This is a genomic window from Nitratireductor soli (genome assembly GCF_001050155.1).
Lineage (GTDB): Bacteria > Pseudomonadota > Alphaproteobacteria > Rhizobiales > Rhizobiaceae > Nitratireductor > Nitratireductor soli.
Map to the genome: position 1 here is coordinate 100,572 of NZ_LFVY01000013.1, position 19,511 is coordinate 120,082.

23 protein-coding genes are annotated in these 19,511 nt (G+C 64.1%); 12 read left to right on the top strand and 11 right to left on the bottom strand.

The features are described from left to right. Positions 1 to 900, top strand: a complete 900-nt coding sequence (locus AB843_RS17035) for a helix-turn-helix domain-containing protein (RefSeq protein WP_048648085.1) — start codon at positions 1 to 3, stop codon at positions 898 to 900. 48 nt (positions 901 to 948) lie between these two features. Here the strand turns inward: AB843_RS17035 and AB843_RS17040 are convergent, their stop codons facing one another. From AB843_RS17040 to aptA, 9 genes are all read right to left on the bottom strand, one after another. Then, positions 949 to 1,932: an ABC transporter substrate-binding protein gene (locus AB843_RS17040; RefSeq protein WP_087587136.1), complete on the bottom strand. Its 984-nt coding sequence runs from the start codon at positions 1,930 to 1,932 to the stop codon at positions 949 to 951. Between the two features lie 159 nt (positions 1,933 to 2,091). Further along, positions 2,092 to 2,952 (bottom strand): ABC transporter permease, encoded by an 861-nt coding sequence (locus AB843_RS17045; RefSeq protein WP_048648087.1) that lies wholly within the window; start codon positions 2,950 to 2,952, stop codon positions 2,092 to 2,094. After that, positions 2,949 to 3,872 (bottom strand): ABC transporter permease, encoded by a 924-nt coding sequence (locus tag AB843_RS17050; protein WP_048648088.1) that lies wholly within the window; start codon positions 3,870 to 3,872, stop codon positions 2,949 to 2,951. Before AB843_RS17050 ends, AB843_RS17045 begins: the two co-directional genes overlap by 4 nt. A gap of 213 nt (positions 3,873 to 4,085) precedes the next feature. Then, a complete protein-coding gene (locus AB843_RS17055) occupies positions 4,086 to 4,913 on the bottom strand; it encodes an ABC transporter ATP-binding protein (RefSeq protein ID WP_048648173.1) in 828 nt (275 codons plus the stop codon). 14 nt (positions 4,914 to 4,927) lie between these two features. Beyond that, entirely contained in the window at positions 4,928 to 6,379 is a 1,452-nt protein-coding gene (gene hydA / locus AB843_RS17060; protein WP_048648089.1) for a dihydropyrimidinase, read from the bottom strand. After that, the gene (locus AB843_RS17065) at positions 6,363 to 7,358 is read right to left on the bottom strand and encodes a hypothetical protein (RefSeq protein WP_048648090.1); all 996 of its coding nucleotides are present in this window, start codon (positions 7,356 to 7,358) and stop codon (positions 6,363 to 6,365) included. The genes hydA and AB843_RS17065 overlap by 17 nt, the downstream gene beginning before the upstream one ends. A gap of 152 nt (positions 7,359 to 7,510) precedes the next feature. Then, complete coding sequence (locus tag AB843_RS17070; protein ID WP_048648091.1) at positions 7,511 to 8,761, bottom strand: Zn-dependent hydrolase; 1,251 nt, start codon at positions 8,759 to 8,761, stop codon at positions 7,511 to 7,513. Positions 8,762 to 8,780: 19 nt separating this feature from the next. Beyond that, positions 8,781 to 9,074 carry a cupin domain-containing protein gene (locus tag AB843_RS17075; RefSeq protein ID WP_048648092.1) on the bottom strand — a complete coding sequence of 98 codons (294 nt, stop codon included), beginning with the start codon at positions 9,072 to 9,074 and terminating at the stop codon, positions 8,781 to 8,783. Between the two features lies 1 nt (position 9,075). Beyond that, positions 9,076 to 10,404 carry an omega-aminotransferase AptA gene (gene aptA / locus AB843_RS17080; protein WP_048648093.1) on the bottom strand — a complete coding sequence of 443 codons (1,329 nt, stop codon included), beginning with the start codon at positions 10,402 to 10,404 and terminating at the stop codon, positions 9,076 to 9,078. Between the two features lie 223 nt (positions 10,405 to 10,627). Here aptA and AB843_RS17085 point away from each other — a divergent pair, with 223 nt between their 5' ends. Beyond that, positions 10,628 to 11,242, top strand: a complete 615-nt coding sequence (locus AB843_RS17085) for a TetR family transcriptional regulator C-terminal domain-containing protein (RefSeq protein WP_048648094.1) — start codon at positions 10,628 to 10,630, stop codon at positions 11,240 to 11,242. Positions 11,243 to 11,257: 15 nt separating this feature from the next. On the opposite strand, the gene AB843_RS17090 is transcribed toward AB843_RS17085, so the two are convergent. Beyond that, entirely contained in the window at positions 11,258 to 12,127 is an 870-nt protein-coding gene (locus AB843_RS17090) for a LysR family transcriptional regulator (protein ID WP_244468013.1), read from the bottom strand. A 96-nt stretch (positions 12,128 to 12,223) separates the two neighbouring features. Here AB843_RS17090 and AB843_RS17095 point away from each other — a divergent pair, with 96 nt between their 5' ends. The 5 genes from AB843_RS17095 (at position 12,224) to AB843_RS17110 (ending at position 15,080) form a co-directional block, all read left to right on the top strand. Next, entirely contained in the window at positions 12,224 to 12,871 is a 648-nt protein-coding gene (locus AB843_RS17095; protein ID WP_048648174.1) for a class I SAM-dependent methyltransferase, read from the top strand. Between the two features lie 97 nt (positions 12,872 to 12,968). Beyond that, entirely contained in the window at positions 12,969 to 13,106 is a 138-nt protein-coding gene (locus AB843_RS25655) for a hypothetical protein (RefSeq protein WP_157384540.1), read from the top strand. Positions 13,107 to 13,279: 173 nt separating this feature from the next. Then, positions 13,280 to 14,023 (top strand): hypothetical protein, encoded by a 744-nt coding sequence (locus AB843_RS25660; protein WP_157384541.1) that lies wholly within the window; start codon positions 13,280 to 13,282, stop codon positions 14,021 to 14,023. After that, positions 14,020 to 14,391 (top strand): DUF2019 domain-containing protein, encoded by a 372-nt coding sequence (locus AB843_RS17105; RefSeq protein WP_048648097.1) that lies wholly within the window; start codon positions 14,020 to 14,022, stop codon positions 14,389 to 14,391. The genes AB843_RS25660 and AB843_RS17105 overlap by 4 nt, the downstream gene beginning before the upstream one ends. A 209-nt stretch (positions 14,392 to 14,600) precedes the next feature. Next, a complete protein-coding gene (locus AB843_RS17110) occupies positions 14,601 to 15,080 on the top strand; it encodes a DUF2019 domain-containing protein (RefSeq protein WP_048648098.1) in 480 nt (159 codons plus the stop codon). Between the two features lie 100 nt (positions 15,081 to 15,180). Here AB843_RS17110 and AB843_RS17115 read toward each other — a convergent pair whose 3' ends face one another. After that, positions 15,181 to 15,615, bottom strand: a complete 435-nt coding sequence (locus AB843_RS17115; RefSeq protein ID WP_048648099.1) for a PaaI family thioesterase — start codon at positions 15,613 to 15,615, stop codon at positions 15,181 to 15,183. A 111-nt stretch (positions 15,616 to 15,726) separates the two neighbouring features. On the opposite strand from AB843_RS17115, the gene paaA reads away from it, so the two are divergent. The 5 genes from paaA to paaE are packed head-to-tail and all read left to right on the top strand — an operon-like array spanning position 15,727 to position 19,438. Then, complete coding sequence (paaA, locus tag AB843_RS17120; RefSeq protein WP_048648100.1) at positions 15,727 to 16,722, top strand: 1,2-phenylacetyl-CoA epoxidase subunit PaaA; 996 nt, start codon at positions 15,727 to 15,729, stop codon at positions 16,720 to 16,722. Positions 16,723 to 16,727: 5 nt separating this feature from the next. Then, complete coding sequence (gene paaB / locus AB843_RS17125; RefSeq protein WP_048648101.1) at positions 16,728 to 17,015, top strand: 1,2-phenylacetyl-CoA epoxidase subunit PaaB; 288 nt, start codon at positions 16,728 to 16,730, stop codon at positions 17,013 to 17,015. Continuing rightward, positions 17,015 to 17,788: a 1,2-phenylacetyl-CoA epoxidase subunit PaaC gene (paaC, locus tag AB843_RS17130; protein ID WP_082143876.1), complete on the top strand. Its 774-nt coding sequence runs from the start codon at positions 17,015 to 17,017 to the stop codon at positions 17,786 to 17,788. The genes paaB and paaC overlap by 1 nt, the downstream gene beginning before the upstream one ends. Next, the gene (paaD, locus tag AB843_RS17135; protein WP_048648175.1) at positions 17,785 to 18,351 is read left to right on the top strand and encodes a 1,2-phenylacetyl-CoA epoxidase subunit PaaD; all 567 of its coding nucleotides are present in this window, start codon (positions 17,785 to 17,787) and stop codon (positions 18,349 to 18,351) included. The genes paaC and paaD overlap by 4 nt, the downstream gene beginning before the upstream one ends. 7 nt (positions 18,352 to 18,358) lie before the next feature. Further along, on the top strand, positions 18,359 to 19,438 hold the full coding sequence (paaE, locus tag AB843_RS17140) for a 1,2-phenylacetyl-CoA epoxidase subunit PaaE (RefSeq protein ID WP_048648103.1): 1,080 nt from the start codon (positions 18,359 to 18,361) through the stop codon (positions 19,436 to 19,438). Positions 19,439 to 19,511 lie beyond the last annotated feature (73 nt).

Sequence of the window (19,511 nt, forward strand, 5' to 3'; positions counted from 1 at the left end):
ATGGCACGGAAAGCCATACCGAATTATCGGCTTTATCAAGAGAAAACAGATGAATCGGCGGATTTCTGGCTGCATTGCGAAACGCTTTCCGTGCGCAGCGGGCTGCACAATTGGGAAATCGCCGTGCATCGGCATTCGGCGCTTTTCCAGATATTCTGGGTGAGCGAGGGCAAGGGAATGCTGATCGGCGGCGGACGCGAGGACAGGCCATTCGCCGCGCCTTGCGTGTTGTTCATCCCGCCGGGAGCAGCGCACGGGTTTCGTTTCGCCGAGGGGGCCGAGGGGCTGGTGACGACCGTTCTGGCCGACCGGCTTTCATTGCCGGGCGCGGCCGACCGGACGCTTTCGGCGTTTCTTGCCGAAACCCGCATTATCCCTCTGGGTGAGGAAGCGGAGGAGGAGGGCGCGCGGCTCGACGATCTGTTCTGGCGCATCCACGCGGAGAATGCGCGGCGCGATGTCGGGCGCGATCTGCTGCTCGACGCGCTGGTGGTGGAGGCGGTGGTCTGGCTGGCGCGGGCGAGCCGGCGATTGATGCCGGGCGGGCAGGGCCCGGTGACCCGCGACAGCGCGCGGATGCAGGCGCTGGAGACGCTGATCGCCGCGCATTTTCGCGAGCATCGGCCGGTCGGCTTCTATGCGGCGCGCGTCGGCGTATCGGCGGCGCAACTCAACCGGCTGGCGCGGCGCGAGGCAGGTGCCAGCGTTTCGCAACTCCTGGCGCGACGGATGCTGGAGACGGCGCGGCGCGACCTGATCTTCACGCCGACGCCGGTGCAGGCGATCGCCTATTCGCTGGGCTTCCAGGACCCGGCCTATTTCAACCGCTTCTTCCGCCGTCAGGCCGGGACGACCCCCGGCGCCTATCGCGAGGCTGAGCGGCGAAGGCTGGCGGCATGAAAAAGGGGCGGTTTCCCGCCCCTTCGCGCCGTTGGACGTGTGCGCCGATCACATAGCCTTTTCGCTGACCGTGTGGGTGAAGGCGCCGTCCGGCGCCTTGGTGATGACCGGGTCGGAGCCACCCTGCAGGAGCGTATCGACCGTCTGCTTGTAGGCGGCCTCGTCGAGCGTGGCGCTGTCGCCGAGCAGTTTGGCGATCTCGCCCATCATGCGCTTCTGGTGCTTCTCCGTCTGCGCTCCGGTGGCGTCGTTGTCGAGGATGATCATCGCCGCGTCATCGGGGTTTTCCCTGGCCCATTGCCAGCCCTTCATCGAGGCCTTGACGAAGCGCGCCATCTTGTCGACGAAAGCGGGGTCGGAAAGCTTGTCCTCCAGCACGTAGAGGCCGTCTTCCAGGGTGGCGACGCCTTCGTCCGTGTAGGAGAAGACCACCAGATCGTCCTCGGTCAGGCCGGCGTCGATGACCTGCCAATATTCATTGTAGGTCATGGCGGTGATGCAGTCGGCCTGCTTCTGCAGCAGCGGATCGACATTGAAGCCGATCTTCTGGATCGTCGCGCCCTCGGCCGAGCCGTCGCGGGCGATGCCGAGTTTCGACAGCCAGCTGTAGAGCGGGTACTCGTTGCCGAAGAACCAGGTGCCGAGCGTCTTGCCCTTGAAATCCTCCGGCTTCTCGATGCCGGTCTCCTTGCGGCAGACCATGGTCAGGCCCGAGCGGGCGAAAGGCTGGGCGATGTTGACCACCGGCACACCCTTTTCGCGCGCGGCAAGAGCCGAGGGCAGCCAGTCGACCATGACGTCGGCGCCGCCGCCGGCCAGCACCTGCACGGGTGCGATGTCCGGTCCGCCAGGCTTGATCTCGACGTTCAGGTCGGCTTCCTCGTAAAAACCCTTGTCCTTGGCGACGTAGTAGCCGGCGAACTGGGCCTGGGTGACCCATTTCAACTGCAGCGTCACGTCGTCGGCGGCCAGCGCCTGCGAGGCTGCGAACAACATTGCACCGGAGAGTATGCCTGTCATTATCTGTTTCATCTTGTGTTTCCCTCTGTGATTGGGCCGTTCTCCACGACCTCGTGGTCTGACCGAAACAGATGGGACCATCTGTTTCGGGAAGTCAGCCCACAAGCTGTTGACCCGGTGGGGCGATCTTTCCTGACAGATGGTCCCATCTGTCAGGATCGCACCGCAAGGTTATTCATTGCGCATGGACGGATGCCAGAACGTGACGGCGCGCTCGATGAGCGCCACCACGCCATAGAACAGCGAACCGGCAAGTGCTGCAACGGCGATTTCGGCCCACACCATGTCGATGTTCATGCGTCCGACCTCGGTGGAAATACGGAAGCCCATGCCGACGATGGGCGTGCCGAAGAATTCCGCCACGATGGCGCCGATCAGCGCCAGGGTGGAGTTGATCTTCAGCGCGTTGAAAATGAAGGGCGCGGCTGCCGGCAGACGCAGCTTGAACAGCGATTGCCAGTAGGACGATGCATAGGTGCGCATCAGGTCGCGGTCGATGGCGCTCGCGGCCGACAGGCCCTGCACCGTGTTCACCAGCATGGGGAAGAAGGTCATGATGATGACGACGGCGGCCTTCGAGGGCCAGTCGAAGCCGTACCACATGACCATGATCGGCGCGACGCCGACGATCGGCAGAGCCGAGACGAAGTTGCCGAGCGGTAGCAGGCCGCGCTGCAGGAAGGGCGAACGGTCGATGGCGATGGCGGTCAGGAAACCGGCGCCGCAGCCGATCGCATAGCCGATCAGCACGGCCTTCAGGAAGGTTTGCTGGAAATCGGCCCAGAGGATGGGAACCGAGTTGACGAGCCGCATCCAGATGGCCGATGGCGGGGTCAGAAGGACGGGCGAGATGTGAAAGCCGCGCACCACGCCTTCCCAGACGACGAGCAGGGTGATGCCGAAAATCGCCGGCACGAGCAGGCCGAGCGTACGCTTGCCGGCGGCGGAACGCGGCGTCAGGCGCGACAGCCACTCGTTGAGCGCCCATGCGCCGGCCCAGAAGACAAAGGCTCCCGTCAGCGCCCAGTTCATGCCTTTTCTCCCATGCGCGCCATGACCATGCGCTGGCCGATGCCGATGATGCCGACCAGAAGGGCGGCAAGGGCGGCCGCCATGAACAGGGCCGACCAGATCTGCACCGTCTGGCCGTAATAGGAGCCGGCGAGCAGCCGCGCGCCGAGGCCCGCGACGGCACCGGTCGGCAGTTCTCCGACGATGGCGCCGACCAGGCTGATGGCGACCGCCACCTTCATCGAGGTGAAGAGATAGGGCAGGGCGGACGGCCAGCGCAGCTTCCAGAAGGTCTGCGCGCCGCCGGCGTTGTAGGTGCGCATCAGGTCCAGCTGGATGATTTCGGGGCTGCGGAACCCCTTGACCATGCCGACGACGACCGGGAAGAACGACAGGTAAGTCGAGATCAGCGCCTTGGGCAGGATGCCCGACAGGCCGATGGCGTTGAGCACAACGATGATCATCGGGGCGATGGCGAGGATGGGGATGGTCTGGCTGGCGATGACCCAGGGCATGACGGATTTGTCCATCGCCCGGTTGTGGACGATGCCGATGGCGAGCAGCACGCCGAGCGCGGTACCGATGACGAAGCCGAGCAGGGTCGAGGAAAGCGTGACCCAGGCGTGGTAGAACAGGCTGCGCTTGGAGGTGATCGGCGTGCCGGCCGTGGTTTTCCAGATTTCGGCGGCCACCTGATGCGGGGCGGGCAGCACGGGACGCTCCTGGGCCATCGTGTCGCGGACGAGATCGGCGGCGGTCCACGGCGTATCGGCGCGCGCATAGGCGTCGATCTGCCAGGGGGCGTTGAGATAGACGGTGAAGGCGTACCAGACAAGGAGGAGGGCGCCGAGCACGATGAGGATCGGCAGCGTGTTGCCGGCGGCCGCCCTCTGCAGCAGCGAGGCGGAGGTCGCCGGAGCGATGTCGGCGGCGGCGGTCATGAGGCGTGTCCCCGGGGGAGGCGCCCTTTCGCGCCCCCCTCTGGCCTGCCGGCCATCTCCCCCTCAAGGGGGGAGATCGGCTGGCAATTTCGGCTTCGCCAAACGTCAACCGGAAGCACAAGGCATTGATGAAGGGACAATCCCCCCCCTTGAGGGGGAGATGCCCGGCAGGGCAGAGGGGGGTACAAGCCGGTCGAGGCCATCGTCTGCCGCTCAATCATCGCCGTGTCCCGCCCTCAGGCCCTCGCGGACGCGGTGGGCGATTTCCAGGAATTCGGGAGATTCGCGGATGTCGAGCGGCCGCTCCCTGGGCAAGGGCGATTCTATCACATCCGTCACACGGCCCGGACGCGGCGACATGACGACGATGCGTGTCGACAGATACACCGCCTCGGGAATGGAATGCGTGACGAAGCAGATGGTCTTGTCGGTCCTGGCCCATAATTCCAGAAGCTGCTCGTTGAGGTGATCGCGGACGATCTCGTCCAGTGCGCCAAACGGCTCGTCCATCAGGAGCAGGTCGGCGTCGAAGGCAAGCGCCCGGGCGATCGAGGCACGCTGCTGCATGCCGCCGGAGAGCTGCCAGGGGAATTTCTTCTCGAAGCCGGCCAGGTTGACGAGGTCGAGCGTGCGGTGGACGCGTTCTCGCTGCTCGGCCCTTGCATATCCCATGATCTCCAGCGGCAGGGCGACGTTCTGCTCGATGGTGCGCCAGGGGAACAGGCCTGCGGCCTGGAAAACATAGCCATAGGCGCGCGTCCGGCGCGCCTCGGCGGGCGTCAGGCCGTTGACGTGGATTTCTCCTTCGGTCGGCTGCTCCAGATCGGCGATGACGCGCAGGAAGGTGGTCTTGCCGCAGCCGGACGGGCCGATGAAGGAAACGAATTCTCCCTTGTTGACGGTGAGATCGACATTCGACAAGGCGCGAACGGGGCCGTCATTGGTCTCGAAGGTGAGGCCGAGACCGCGCGCCTCGACGACAGTGTCGCTGGAACCGGAGGAGGAGGCAGCGACCGGGCGTATGGCTGGGTTTGCGTTCACCAGGACTTCTCCGCTCATACGCCGCTCGCCGGGATGCCCTTGCGCTCGACCTTGCGCGGCGCGGTGATCTCCTTCCATTGCGACAGCGCCTTGTTGACCGCCATGTGCGGCTGGCGGGCGACGAACTGGCCATGGCCGGGCTTCGGCTTCACCGCGCCGTCCTCGACGACGATCTCGCCGCGCGACAGGACGGTTTTCGGCAGGCCGGTGACCGCGATGCCCTCGAAGACATTGTAGTCGATGGCCGATTGCTGGCTTTTGGCCGAGATGGTTTTCGCCGCCTTCGGATCCCAGACGACAATGTCGGCGTCGGCGCCTTCGACGATGGCGCCCTTCTGCGGATACATGTTGAGGATTTTTGCAATGTTGGTCGAGGTGACGGCGACGAATTCGTTCATGGTCAGGCGGCCGGTGTTGACGCCGTAGGTCCACAGGACCGGCATGCGGTCCTCAAGCCCGCCCGTGCCGTTGGGAATCTTTGTAAAATCGCCGACGCCGGTGCGTTTCTGCTGCGTGGTGAAGGCGCAATGGTCCGTGGCGACCACCTGCAGCGAGCCCGCCTGCAGGCCGGCCCACAGGGACGCCTGATGCTCCTTGCTGCGGAAGGGCGGGCTCATCACGCGGCGGGCGGCGTGGTCCCAGTCGGCATTGGCGTATTCGCCCTCGTCGAGCACCAGATGCTGGATGAGCGGCTCGCCGAAGACGCGCATGCCCTTCTGGCGGGCGCGGCGGATCGCCTCGTGGCTCTGCTCGCAGGAGGTGTGCACCACATAAAGCGGGGAGCCGGCCATGTCGGCGATCATGATGGCGCGGTTGGTGGCCTCGCCCTCCACCTCGGGCGGGCGCGAATAGGCATGCGCCTCCGGGCCGTCATTGCCTTCGTCGAGCAGCTTCGCCTGGAGCTGCGCCACCACGTCGCCGTTCTCGGCATGGACGAGGGGCAGCGCGCCGAGCTCGGCGCAGCGCTGGAACGACGAATACATCTCGTCGTCATCGACCATCAGTGCGCCCTTGTAGGCCATGAAGTGCTTGAACGAGGTGATGCCCTTGTCGACCACTTGCGGCATCTCGTCGAACACCTGCTTGCCCCACCAGGTGATGGCCATGTGGAAGGAATAGTCGCAGGTGGCGCGCGTCGACTTGTTGTCCCACATCTGGATGGCCTCGAGCAGGGACTGGCCGGGCGAGGGGAGGCAGAAATCGACGACCATGGTGGTGCCGCCGGAGATGGCGGCGCGCGTACCGCTTTCGAAATCGTCGCTGGAATAGGTGCCCATGAAGGGCATTTCCAGATGGGTGTGCGGGTCGATGCCGCCGGGCATCACGTAGCAGCCGGTGGCGTCGATCTCGTGATCGGCGTGCAGGTCCGGGCCGATGCCGACGATCTTGCCATGCTTGATCAGAATGTCGGCCCGCCAGGTCCGGTCGGCGGTGACGATGGTTCCGTTCTTAATGACCTTGGACATTGGGTTCCCCTGTCGGTGCGACTTCGTCGCTTGCTTTTTGTGTGAGGATAGCGGCAAGCGGCGCCTGGCTCAAAGCGGCGCTCTGGATTGCCGCGCGGCCCGCCTGGCGGCGCAGGCGCTTGTCGCGCCAGCGGCGCACATCGCCGACCAGTTCGTCAAGCGTGCCATAGACCGGCACGATGACGGCGAAATGCGCGGGCTTCAGATCGCGGGACGGCGCGCAGGCGGCCTCGACGCGCTGCTGGTAGCCGGATGGCGCCCAGATGCGGGCGAATTCGAGAAACTGCCCGATGACCTCCTGCCGCAGCAATCCCGTGCGCTCGTAATTGGCGCGGAAGATGGCGAAGGCGGTGTAGAGCGCCGTCAGCACCGACAGGCCCAGAATGGCCAGCAGGATGCTCATGTCGCCGGTGTATCTGCCGGAAAGGAGGGCATAGAGCCAGGCGCAGAGGGAGAACAGGATGAAGGTTTTCGCGATGCGGAAGGCCGCGGAAACGCCCTCGATCTCATTGTGGTACTTCGCCTCGGTGGTCTGCTCGATCTCGCGCAGCTTCTTCTTGAACTCGTAGAGCCGCTGGTTCTCCTCGTCCGTGTGCTCCTCGCCGCGCGCCTCGCGCAGGATGTCGAAGGCCGTCAGCGTCACGTCATCGATAGCCTCCCAGCCCGACAGGGGGATGATGGCCGGCGGCAGATATTCGCCGATGCGGTTGAAGATGACATAGAGGAGGTGGATCGTCGTCAGGAACAGGAAGAAGATCAGCAGCAGGGCGAAATCCGAGACGCCGAGCACGTCGAAAATCGTCTGGTAGTTCTGCACCACCTGGTTCAACAGGTCGGCATCGGGCAAAAAGCCCTCGGTGCTGCTGCCGATGTCGGTGAAGCCGGAGATGACGTAGAAGACGACGCCGGAAACCACCAGCCTCGATGTCATGAAGTTCGAGAACCGGATTACGCTCTGCAGCAGGCCTTCGACATCCATCCGTGCGCTACCCCACGCTCACTAGCCCGGTCCAGCCTTTCATGGAGACGCTGGACCGGGCTATCTCTTTGTTTTTTCGCATTTATGCGGACGTCAGGTGATTCCACCTGACTGCAAAATGCTCTGGCACGCCTCCTGGGCGGCCCTCTCTCTCATTCGACGATCTCCGCCGTCTCCACCACGGCGTGGAACAGGACGTCCGCACCGGCCTGCGCCCACTCCTTGGAGATTTCCTCCGCCTCATTGTGCGACAGCCCGTCGACGCAGGGACACATGACCATGGCGGTCGGCGCCACGCGGTTGATCCAGCAGGCGTCGTGGCCGGCGCCCGAGACGATGTCGCGGTGTGAATAGCCGAGGCGATCGGCGGCATCGCGCACCGCCTTGACGCAGCCCTCGTCGAAGGTGACGGGATCGAAATGGCCGACCGGCTCGACCTCGAAGGTGATGTCGAGCGCCTCGCAGATGGTTTCGATGCCGGCCTCGATGCGGGTACGCATCTCGTTCAGCACCTTTTCGTTCGGAGAGCGGATGTCGATGGTGAACACCGTCCTGCCGGGAATGACATTGCGCGAATTGGGATAGACCTCGACATGGCCTATGGCGCCGACGGCGTCCGGCTGGTAGTCGATCGCCACCTCGTGCACCAGCTCCGTCACGCGCGCCATGCCGAGGCCGGCATTGCGGCGCTTGGGCATGGGGGTCGAGCCGGTGTGGCTGTCGCGGCCGGTCAACGTCACCTGCAGCCACCACAGGCCCTGGCCATGGGTGACGACGCCGATGTCGATGTCCTCGTCCTCGAGGATCGGCCCCTGCTCGATGTGCAGTTCGAAGAAAGCCTTCATCTTGCGCTGGCCGACCTCTTCATCGCCCTTCCAGCCGATGCGGGTCAGTTCGTCGCCAAAGCGCTTGCCCGACGCATCGGTGCGGTCATAGGCCCATTCGAGCTCGTGCTGGCCGGCGAAAACGCCGGAGGCGAGCATGGCGGGCGCGAAGCGCGTGCCTTCCTCATTGGTCCAGTTGGTAACGACGATGGGGTGTTTCGTCCTGATGCCGAGGTCGTTCAGCGAACGGATCACTTCCAGGCCGCCCAGCACGCCCAGCACGCCGTCATACTTGCCGCCGGTGGGCTGGGTATCGAGATGGCTGCCGACATAGACGGGCAGGGCGTCCGGGTCCGTGCCTTCGCGGCGGGCGAACATCGTGCCCATGGCGTCGAGGCCCATTTCGAGGCCGGCTTCCTCGCACCATTTCTTGAACAGGGCGCGGCCTTCGCCGTCCTCGTCGGTCAAGGTCTGGCGGTTGTTGCCGCCGGCCACACCGGGGCCGATCTTCGCCATCTCCATCAATGTGTCCCAAAGACGGTCGGCGTTGATCCTTAAATTCTCACCCGGTGCGGCCATCGGCAGATTGTCCCTTCCGTTACTTCAACTCGACTTCGACGAAGGCCATCGGCTGGTCGCCGGCGTTGACGACATTGTGTTCCACACCCTCGTTGCGCCGATAGCAAGCGCCCGCCTGCAGGTCGCTTCTGGCGGTTTCATTGCCCGGCAGCTCCAGCAGGAAGGAGCATGGCGTGAGCGTGGTGATGACATAATCCATGCCGTGACGGTGCCATCCGGTCTCCGCGCCCGGCGCGAAATCCCAACGGGTCACGCGCACGCGCTCATCGTCGACCAGAACCGTGTGGCTGGCTTTCTCTCGCTCGCTGCCCATCTCAATCCACCATCCGCAGCACTTCGCGGATGTGATCGATCAGTTCGTCGATCTGGCCCTTGGTGATGATCAGCGGCGGCGACAGGGCGATGATGTCGCCCGTCGTGCGGATCAGCAGGCCGCGCTCGAAGGCCTTGATGAAGGCGGAGAAGGCGCGCTTCGTCGGTTCGCCGGGGATGCTCTCCAGCTCGATGGCGCCGACCAGGCCGATGTTGCGGATGTCGATGACGTGCGGCTCGTCCTTCAGCGAATGCAGCCCGTCGGCCCAATGGTCGGCGAGCTCGGAGGCGCGGGTGAGCAGGCCCTCTTCCCGATAGGTGTCGAGCGTGGCCAGGCCCGCCGCGCAGGCGATCGGATTGCCCGAATAGGTGTAGCCGTGGAAGAACTCGATGAGGTGTTCGGGCCCGTTCATGAAGACGTCGTGGATCTCCTTCCTGACGAAGACCGCGCCCATCGGGATGACGCCGTTGGTGATGCCCTTGGCGGTGGTCATGATGTCGGGCACGACACCGAAATAGTCCGCCGCAAAGGGCGCGCCGAGGCGGCCGAAGCCGGTGATGACCTCGTCGAAGATGAGCAGGATGCCGTGCTTGTCGCAGATCTCGCGCAGGCGCTTCAGATAGCCCTTCGGCGGGATCAGCACGCCGGTGGAGCCGGCCACCGGCTCGACGATGACGGCGGCCACCGTCGAGGCGTCGTGCAGGGTGACGATGCGCTCCAATTCGTCGGCCAGGTCGCCGCCATGCTCGGGCTCGCCGCGCGTGAAGGCGTTTTCCTTCGGCAGGTGGGTGTGCTGCAGATGATCGACGCCGGTTAGAAGCGTGCCGAACATCTTGCGGTTGGTGACGATGCCGCCGACCGAGATGCCGCCGAAATTGACGCCGTGATAGCCGCGCTCGCGGCCGATCAGGCGGAAGCGGGAGCCATTGCCCTTCACCCGGTGATAGGCCAGCGCGATCTTCAGCGCCGTGTCGACCGATTCGGAACCGGAATTGGTGAAGAACACATGGTCCATGCCTTCCGGCGCCATGGCCGCCAGCCGGTTGGCGAATTCGAAGACGATCGGGTGGCCCATCTGGAAGGCCGGCGCATAATCGAGCTCGGCGGCCTGTTGCTGGATCGCCTCGGTGATCTTCGGCCGGCAATGGCCGGCATTGACGCACCACAGGCCGGCCGTGCCGTCCATGATCTTGCGCCCGTCCTCGGCGGTGTAGTGCATGTCCTTCGCGGCCACCAGCATGCGCGGCGCCTGCTTGAACTGGCGGTTGGCGGTGAACGGCATCCAGAACGCGGATAGGTCGTTCGGCCTCTTGTTGAGCCTGTCGAGCATGACCAAGCTTCCCCTGATTGTTGTTTCGCTCGGCTTGTCCCGGCCAATGCTTGGTGCTTTGCGCAAAGATATGCTACGCAAATTTTGACCGTTTGGACAAACGTTAACACCGCCATGAGGGCGGTCAAGGGGATAGTAGGGGAAATGTCTTCTGCGGCGCGCATTCCACAGTGGACTAATCGGCTGGGCCAGATGACCGCCAAACGCCTGCGGGAAGCGGTTCATGGATAGGCCTGCTGCTCCCAAGCGCACCCGCATCCAGCGCGAGAAGCGCGAGCTGATCCGCGAGGCGGCGCTGGAGGTGTTCGCGCAGCATGGTTTTCGCGGCTCGACCATCGACCAGATCGCCGACGCGGCGGGCATGTCGAAGCCCAATCTCCTCTATTATTTCAAGAACAAGGAGGCGATCTTTGCCACCTTGATTCAGCGGCTGCTGGAAACCTGGCTGGCGCCCTTGCGCGCAATGGACGAGGCGGGCGACCCGCAGACGGAAATCCGCTCCTACATCCGCCGCAAGATGGAGATGGCGCGTGATTTCCCACGCGAAAGCCGGCTGTTCGCCAACGAGATCCTGCAGGGCGCGCCGCGCATCCTGCCGACGCTGGAAGGCGAGCTGAAGGCGCTGGTCGACGAGAAGGCGGCGGTGATCGCCCACTGGATGCGCGACGGCAAACTGAAGACCTCCGACCCCTATCACTTCATCTTCGCCATCTGGGCGACGACGCAGCACTATGCCGATTTCGACGTGCAGGTGCGCGCCGTGCTGGGCGACAAGCGCGGCGGCGAGGGACGCTTCGAGGATGCGGCGCGGTTCCTGGAGGGGCTGTTTCTGGGGTGAGGGCGCGACGCCTTCCTACAGGCGGGCGAGTTCTTCGGCCAGGATGTCGTGGACCAGCCGGATGCGGGGGCTGGATTGCAGTTCCTTGTGGGTTACGAGCCAGACGGGCACCGAGATCGGCGGCATGTCCGGCAGGAGCTCCACCACCTCCGGCGTCCGCCGGGCGATCTCGCGCAGCATCGCCGCCACGCCCATTCCGCGCTTGACCATTTCCCAAATGGCGACCGAGGAATCGGCGATGAGCCGGAAGTCTTCGGCGCACATCGGTATGCCGATCCCGCGCAGATAGGCCGAAAAGCGCTCGGTATCGCCGAAGCCGATCAGGGCGTCGCCGGCCAGATCGGCGACGGTCCGCGGGAGGGGGTTGCGGGCCGTCCAGTCACGCGATGCGTAGAAGCAGGCTTCGGTGTCGCAGACGTGCCGGCCGACCAGGCCCGGCTGATCGGGGCGAACATGGCGGACCGCGATGTCGGCTTCCCTCCGATGCAAATTGCTCAGTTCGTTTGCCGCGACGATCGCGATGGAAACCCCAGGCGCCTGCGCCCTGATGCGCGCGATGACGGGCGGGAGGAGGTAGGCGCAATAGGTGTCGGTGGCGGAGATGCAGACCCGCCCGCCGATTTCCTCCACCCGGCCGCTGGCGGCCAGGGCGACGGCATCGGCCGCGTCGTTCATGACACGGATGTGGTCGAGCAGGTCCGACCCGGTCTGTGTCAGCGCCAACCGACGGCCGATGCGCTCGAACAACGGGACGCCGAGCCTGGCTTCGAGCGCCTGGATCTGCCGTGAGAGCGTGGGTTGCGTCAGCCCGAGGCGCCGCGCCGCCGCCGACAGCGAGCCGGTGGATGCGGTCTCATGAAACGCGCGAAGATGATTCCAGTCCATGGTCTTCATGCATTTATGTATATAGGTTCTGCAAATTTCAGCAATTTTCTTTTTCTATGCATATGTTAGGCCGTGTCGCACAAGGAGATTTTGACCATGAGCGCAACGAGCGATGCTCGATTCTGGGACCGGACTTCACGACGATACGCCCGGTCGGCCGTTGCCGACGCAGCCGGATACGAGCGGACGCTGGAGCGGACGGCGGCATTGCTCGGCGCGGACGACCGCGTTCTGGAACTCGGTTGCGGCACCGGGACGACGGCGCTTCGGCTGGCTGGCGGCGTGCGGCGCTATCTGGCGACGGACATTTCCGCCAAGATGATCGGCATCGCCGAGGGCAGGAGCTCGGCGTCCGGGGGCGGGCCAGCGCCCGCATTTCGCGTGGCAACGGCGGAGGAGCTGGCGACCGAGGCCGAGCGGTTCGACGCCGTTCTGGGCTTCAACTATCTCCATCTTGTTCGTGATCTGGCTGGCACGTTGCGCAGCATCCACGCCTTGCTTGCGGAGGAGGGCATTTTCGTCTCCAAGACACCCTGTCTCAGGGACATGAACCCGCTGCTTCGCTGGGTGCTCTTGCCGGCGATGCGGGCGGTGGGCATGGCGCCTCACGTGACGGTGTTCCGGCTGGAGGAACTGCACGCGCATTTGGAAGAGGCCGGCTTCGAGATCCGCGCCGTTGAATGGCACGCGACGAGAGGCGGGGACGACCGGCCCTTCATCGTGGCGCGGCGTAGGCGCCGCTGACGGTGCGCGGGAGCTGGTTGGGAGAGGACGCCGCACGCAGGGCGTGCTCTCTAGGGGGAATCTTGCGACTCAAGGCTTTGATCTTCTTTCGCCGCCCATGATCTTCGTCGCGCAGAATAGGTTCTGCGACACGCAGACGGGGCTGATCGTCATCGGCGAAATTGCGATGGGCGAAGGCGGCGAGGTGCGTTTCGAGGACGCGGCGCGGTTTCTGGAGGGGTTGTTTTTGGGGTGAGGGCGGGGATGAAGCGGGAATGTCATTTTCCCCGGCACTGTGTTTCCAGCCCATAGAATAGTGGTTTTCCGGAAGTATTCCTGGACGCACGCCATGAAGTAAAAGTTCTGTCGAATATTTTATCCCCGCCGGCGAGAGCGGCCTCATCATTGCGCCTGTGATGGCAGGTGGTGATGATGAAAGTCGATGCATATGGGCCGATGTCGGCCGACGCGAGGACGGGGCTGATCGCCAAGCTGGCCGAAGCTTCGTTTCTGATGCAAGCACTGCGTTTGCAGAATCTTCTGGAAATCAGAGCAAACTTTAACCCCAGCCAACCACGTATACCGCGCGGGCAACCGCAAGGGGGACGCTGGATACGGTTCGGGGAAGGATCGGGCGGTTCTTTAGGCAGAACGAAACCTGGCTTGCTCCTTGTGGGTTTGGATGATGACGGCAATCCACCTGAAGTACCTGAGACGCGCCCAACCAATACACGGGAGCGCAATCGCATCGGGCGATCGGTGGCGAGATATCTCAAAGGGTTGCCGACGTCACGCAAGGTCATCATCCTGGCTCGCCTTGGCTGGCTTGCAAACGAGGCCGGCCATACGATTCGCTCTTACTTCGATGAGCCAAGATCGCTGATTGAGCTCAAGCGCCGAGCAATTGCGCGCAGGCCCGGTTACGACATCCATCACATCGTCGAGAAAACGCCTGCGCGGCGTGACGGTTTTCCCGAAGTTATGAGGGAAAACATCGACAACAAGGTGCTCCTTCCGCGCTACAGGCACTGGGAGATTACGGGGTGGTATGGAACCATCAACGAGGATTTTGGCAACGTCACGCCAAGAGAGTATCTTCGGGGCAAGAGTTGGGAGGAGCGTCAAAGTGTTGGTCTCTTTGCCCTACGGAAATTCGGAGTGCTGGCCCCATGAAACTGCGTGACATTCGCACCGCACAAACCGAACGCCTTATCGAGCGTTTCATTGAAATCGGGATCGAGCAGGATCATGCATTGCTCGGCAATGAAGTTTCCAGGTTCAACAGATTATTTGGTGAGAAAAAGCAGATCGAGCGCGCACTGGAAGAACGGCCCGGAGACGAAAGACGGGTGCTCTTCGCCCTTTACGACCACCCTGATATGCAGGTGCGGCTCAATGCGGCGAGGGCGACGCGAGATCTAAACTATCAACGCGCCAGAGCTCTGATGGAAGAGATAGCTGCGTCTGGACACAATCCGCAGGCCGGAGACGCAGGCATGGGATTGTGGGTCATGGATGGCGGTCTGTCTTCTGGCGAATAGCCTTGTGAGGTCGAGCGAACAAGCGCAGAGATTCGGCCCCTGGGCCTGAAGGGGTAGGACGGGAATGATTCTGAAGCGCTGTTCAGCGAAAAACCGGCAATCGGCCATTTTGGCAGCCTTACGCCGCAGGAGTACCTTCGTGAGAAATCGTGGGAAGAAAGGTACCAGATGGGGCTGAAGGTTATGATTGATAAAGGGGTTCTGAAGCCATGAATCCGAAAGACTTTGAAACGCTGTCTACCGAACGGCTTGTCTCCCTCTTTGCGGAAATCTGCACCGCTCAGTATGAAGCAGAACTCGATCTCGACACGCGGCGCCTTAACCGGCTTTTCGACCAGATGATGCAGGTGGTGCAGGAATTGAAGCGGCGCCCGGGAGACGGGCGGAGCGCCCTTTCAGTCCTCTATACGCACAAGAACATCCAGGTGCGCCTGAAAGCGGCGATCCATACGCTGGCCGTTCACGGTACGCAGGCGCGCAGAGTGCTCGCGCAGAGTGCTAGAGAAGGTTGCCACCCAGACGGGCTATCCGCAATCTGGCGATGCGCTTGGGATGCTCAGGGCGTTGGAGGAGGGGTGCTACGAACCGGGTTGAAGCTCAGCTCGGCGATTGCTTCTTCCGCGAAACCACTCCAATCGGTGAAGGCATTCGACACGGCCTGGTCGAGTTCGATGTGCAAGCTACGCTAGCTCAGCTGTGTGTTCAGAAAGCCGGCAGCAGCCCAATGGGGAGAAATCTGGTTCGGATTTATCCCCGCGTCTGGACACCGATTGCGTCCGCTCGCGCCACTCATCCATCCAGATACGCGTAGGCCCCTGTCGCCGTGAAGGCGATGCGGGTGTCGCCCTGGGCGCGCATCTCGACGCGCAGATAGGCCATGCGCCGGCCGTTCGACAGGATATCGACGCGGATTTCCACCGGGCCGGGTTTCAGCGGCCGCATGAAATGCGTCGTCATGTCGACCGTCGTGCAGACGCGGAAGCGGCCGTTGGCGGCGGCGAGTGCCGCCACCGCACAGGTGTCGGCGGCCGACGCCGTCGCCTGGCCGCAGATGACGCCGCCCACATGGGCAAGGTCGCGGTTCTCCGGCAGGCGGAAATCAGCGCCCGAGACATCCGCTGACAGCACTTCAAGATGAAGCGCGTTGATCCAGGGCGCGAACACGCTTTGCAGCGTGTCGCGCGCTGCTTCCAGCGCAGCGTCCGGCGTGATGGTCTCAGTCATGTCCCCTCCGTTGCGTCGATAAATGTGTTACGAAATATTGCATTATTTAGTGATTTTTGTTACATATCAGGCGTGCGGGTCACAGCCACGCCGGAGCATGGAGGAGAAGCGATGTACAGCCAAGGGCTTATCGGCGCCAAGACCGAGACGACGGAAGACGAGGCGTTTCTCGCCGCCTTCCAGGCGCGCATCGATGCCGAGGAGAAGATTGAGCCGAACGACCCGATGCCGGAAGGCTATCGCCGCACGCTGATCCGCCAGATCGGCCAGCACGCGCATTCGGAGATCGTCGGCATGCTGCCGGAGGGCAACTGGATCACCCGCGCGCCGTCGCTGCGCCGCAAGGCCGCGCTTCTGGCCAAGGTGCAGGACGAGGGTGGCCACGGGCTCTATCTCTATTCGGCGGCCGAGACACTGGGCGTTTCGCGCGAGGAGATGACCGAGGAGCTGCTTTCGGGCAAGGCGAAGTATTCGTCGATCTTCAATTATCCGACGCTGACCTGGGCCGATATCGGCGCCATCGGTTGGCTGGTCGACGGGGCGGCGATCATGAACCAGATCCCGCTCTGCCGCTGCTCCTATGGGCCTTATGCGCGGGCCATGATCCGCGTGTGCAAGGAGGAGAGCTTCCACCAGCGCCAGGGCTACGAGATCATGATGCATCTGGCGCGCGGCACGGCGGAACAGAAGGAACTGGCACAGGACGCGCTGAACCGCTGGTGGTGGCCGTCGCTGATGATGTTCGGCCCGTCCGACACCGACAGCCAGCATGGCGACCAGTCGATGAAGTGGAAGATCAAGCGCTTCACCAATGACGAGCTCAGGCAGAAATTCGTCGATGCAACCGTGCCGCAGGGCGAGTTCATCGGGCTTTCCTTCCCCGACCCGGACCTCAAGTGGAACGAGGACAAGGGCGGCTACGATTTCGGCGCCATCGACTGGGACGAGTTCTGGCGTGTGGTGAAGGGCGGCGGGCCGATGAACCGCGAGCGCATCGCCGCCCGGCAGAAGGCCTGGGACGAAGGCGCCTGGGTGCGCGAGGCTGCGCTGGCGCATGCGCGAAAGCGAAAAGCCCGCCGTGAGGCGGCAAGAATGGCGGCGGAGTGAACGACATGAGCAAGAATCTGATTCCCCTTTGGGAAGTTTTCATCCGCCCGCGCAACGGGCTCGCGCACAAGCATTGCGGCTCGGTGCATGCCGCCGACGAGGTGATGGCGCTGCAGGCGGCGCGCGACGTCTACACGCGGCGCGGCGAGGGCACCTCCATCTGGGTCGTGCCGTCCTCGGCGATCACCGCGTCCGATCCGGAAAACAAGGACGAGAATTTCGAGCCGTCGCTGTCGAAGGTCTATCGCCACCCGACCTTTTACGAGATCCCGGACGATGTGGGGCATATGTGATGGCCGGCGCTTCGACCGTTTCGCGTCAGGCGCTGACGGCCTTCCTGCTCAGGCTTGCCGACGACCATCTGGTGCTCGGGCACCGGCTGTCGGAATGGTGCGGCCATGCGCCGATGCTGGAGGAAGATCTCGCCATGCCGAACATGGCGCTCGACCTGCTCGGCCAGGCGCGCGCGCTCTATCAGTATGCCGCGACGGTGGAAGGCGCGGGACGCGACGAAGACCAGCTTGCCTATCTGCGCCGCGAGCGCGAATTTTCCAACTGCCTGATGGCCGAGCGCGAAAACGGCGATTTCGCCCACACCATGCTGCGTCAGCTCTATTTCGCCGCCTTCATGGAGCCGGCCTGGCAGGCCATGCTTTCATCCTCCGATGAAGCGCTGGCCGGCATTGCCGCCAAGGCCGTAAAGGAAGTCGCCTACCACATCCGCCATGCGGGCGAGTGGGTGGTGCGGCTGGGCGACGGCACGGAGGAAAGCACGCGGCGGATGAAGGCAGCCGTCGAGGCGCTGGCGCCCTATGTCGACGAATTGTTCGAGAGCGACGATGTGACGGCGGCCATGGCGGAGGCGGGAATCGCGGCGGACCCGGCGGCGTTGCGGCCGGCGTTCGACGCCATCGTCGGGCCGATCTTCGCCGAAGCCGGGCTCGACTGGGCGGACGTGCCTTACGGGCAGACCGGCGGCCGGAAGGGCATGCACGGCGAGGCGATGGGCTATCTCCTGGCCGACCTGCAGTTCATGCAGCGCAGCTATCCTGGAGCGGCTTGGTGATGGGGACCATTGAGAAGATTGCGCTCCGGCGCACCCCCCTCTGGCCTGCCGGCCATCTCCCCCTCAAGGGGGGTAAGGGCGCGAAGGATGCGTGTGAGCGTGCCTACCGCGCCGCCGCCGCCGTCGTCGATCCGGAAATCCCGGCCATCACCATCGAGGATCTGGGTATCCTGCGCTCGGTCGAAATGGACGGCGAAACAGTGGTGGCGCGCGTCACGCCCACCTATACGGGCTGCCCGGCGGTGCTGGCCATCGAGCTGGCGGTGGAAGCCGCATTGCGCGAGGCGGGTTTCGAGGCGCGGGTGGAGCGCGTGATTTCACCGGCCTGGACGACCGACTGGATCACCGCACAAGGCCGCGAGAAGCTTCGCGCCTACGGCATCGCGCCGCCGGCCAAGGCGTCCAACACGATCCGCGCCCTTTTTGGCGAGACGGAAGTCGCGTGCCCGCGTTGCGGCTCGGTTGAGACCGCGCGCATCTCCGAATTCGGCTCGACGGCCTGCAAGGCGCTGTATCGCTGTGAGGCCTGCCACGAGCCATTCGACTATTTCAAATGCATCTGAGGTGAGCATGGCTCCGCGTTTTCACGATTTGAAGGTTATCGGCATCGAACGACAGACGCCGGATGCGGTGGCGATCGCCTTCGAGGTGCCAGCCGATCACGCGGAGACCTTTGCCTTTGTGCCGGGGCAATATCTGACGCTGGCGACGGACATCGACGGCCAGGAGGCGCGGCGCTCCTATTCGATCTGCTCGGCACCGGGCGAGCCGCATCTGCGCGTCGGCGTGAAACAGGTGGCGGACGGGCGCTTCTCGACCTTCGTCAACGAACAGCTCGCGGTCGGCGACACGATCCGCGTGATGCCGCCGCAAGGCCGTTTCACGGCGCTGAAGGGCGAGCGGCACGACTATCTGCTGTTTGCCGCCGGCTCCGGCATAACGCCGATGCTGTCGATTGCCCGCACGGTGCTCGCCCATGAGAAGGGCAGCACGATCACGCTGGTCTACGGCAACCGCTCGACCGAGACGATCATGTTCCTGGAGGAGCTGAACGATCTCAAGGATCGCTATATGGGCCGTTTCACGCTGATCCATCTCTTGTCGCGCGAGGCGCAGGACGTGGACCTGTTCAACGGCCGCGTCGATGGGGCCCGTGTGACGGCGTTGGCCGCTGGCGGGCTGATCGCGCCCGCGGAGGCCGACGGCGTGTTCCTGTGCGGCCCGGGCGAGATGATCGACGACGTGTCGGTGGCGCTTGCGACGATGGGTGTCGCGCGCGACCGCATCCGTTTCGAGCGGTTCACGCCGTCGGGCGAGGCGCCGGCGCCGCGCAAGGCCTCGAAGGCCGTGCGGGAAGCGGTTCAGGAAGGCGTGGCGATCGAAGTGGTGCTCGACGGCGTCCGGCGCAGTTTCGCCATGCAGGATGCCGATGGAACGGTGCTCGACGCGGCACACAAGGCCGGCATCGAGTTGCCGTACTCATGCGCCGGCGGCATGTGCTGCACGTGCCGTTGCCGCGTGGTGGAGGGCGCTTCCGAGATGGCCGTCAATTTCTCGCTGGAGCCGTGGGAAGTGGAGGCGGGCTTCACGCTCGCCTGCCAGACCCGACCGACGGCGCACAGACTGGTGCTCGATTTCGACGCGGCTTGAGGCGGGCGGCGGATGATGGTCAGCCGTTCCGGCATGGACCCTCGGGTCGGGGCCGGAGGGTGACGAAGGGCAG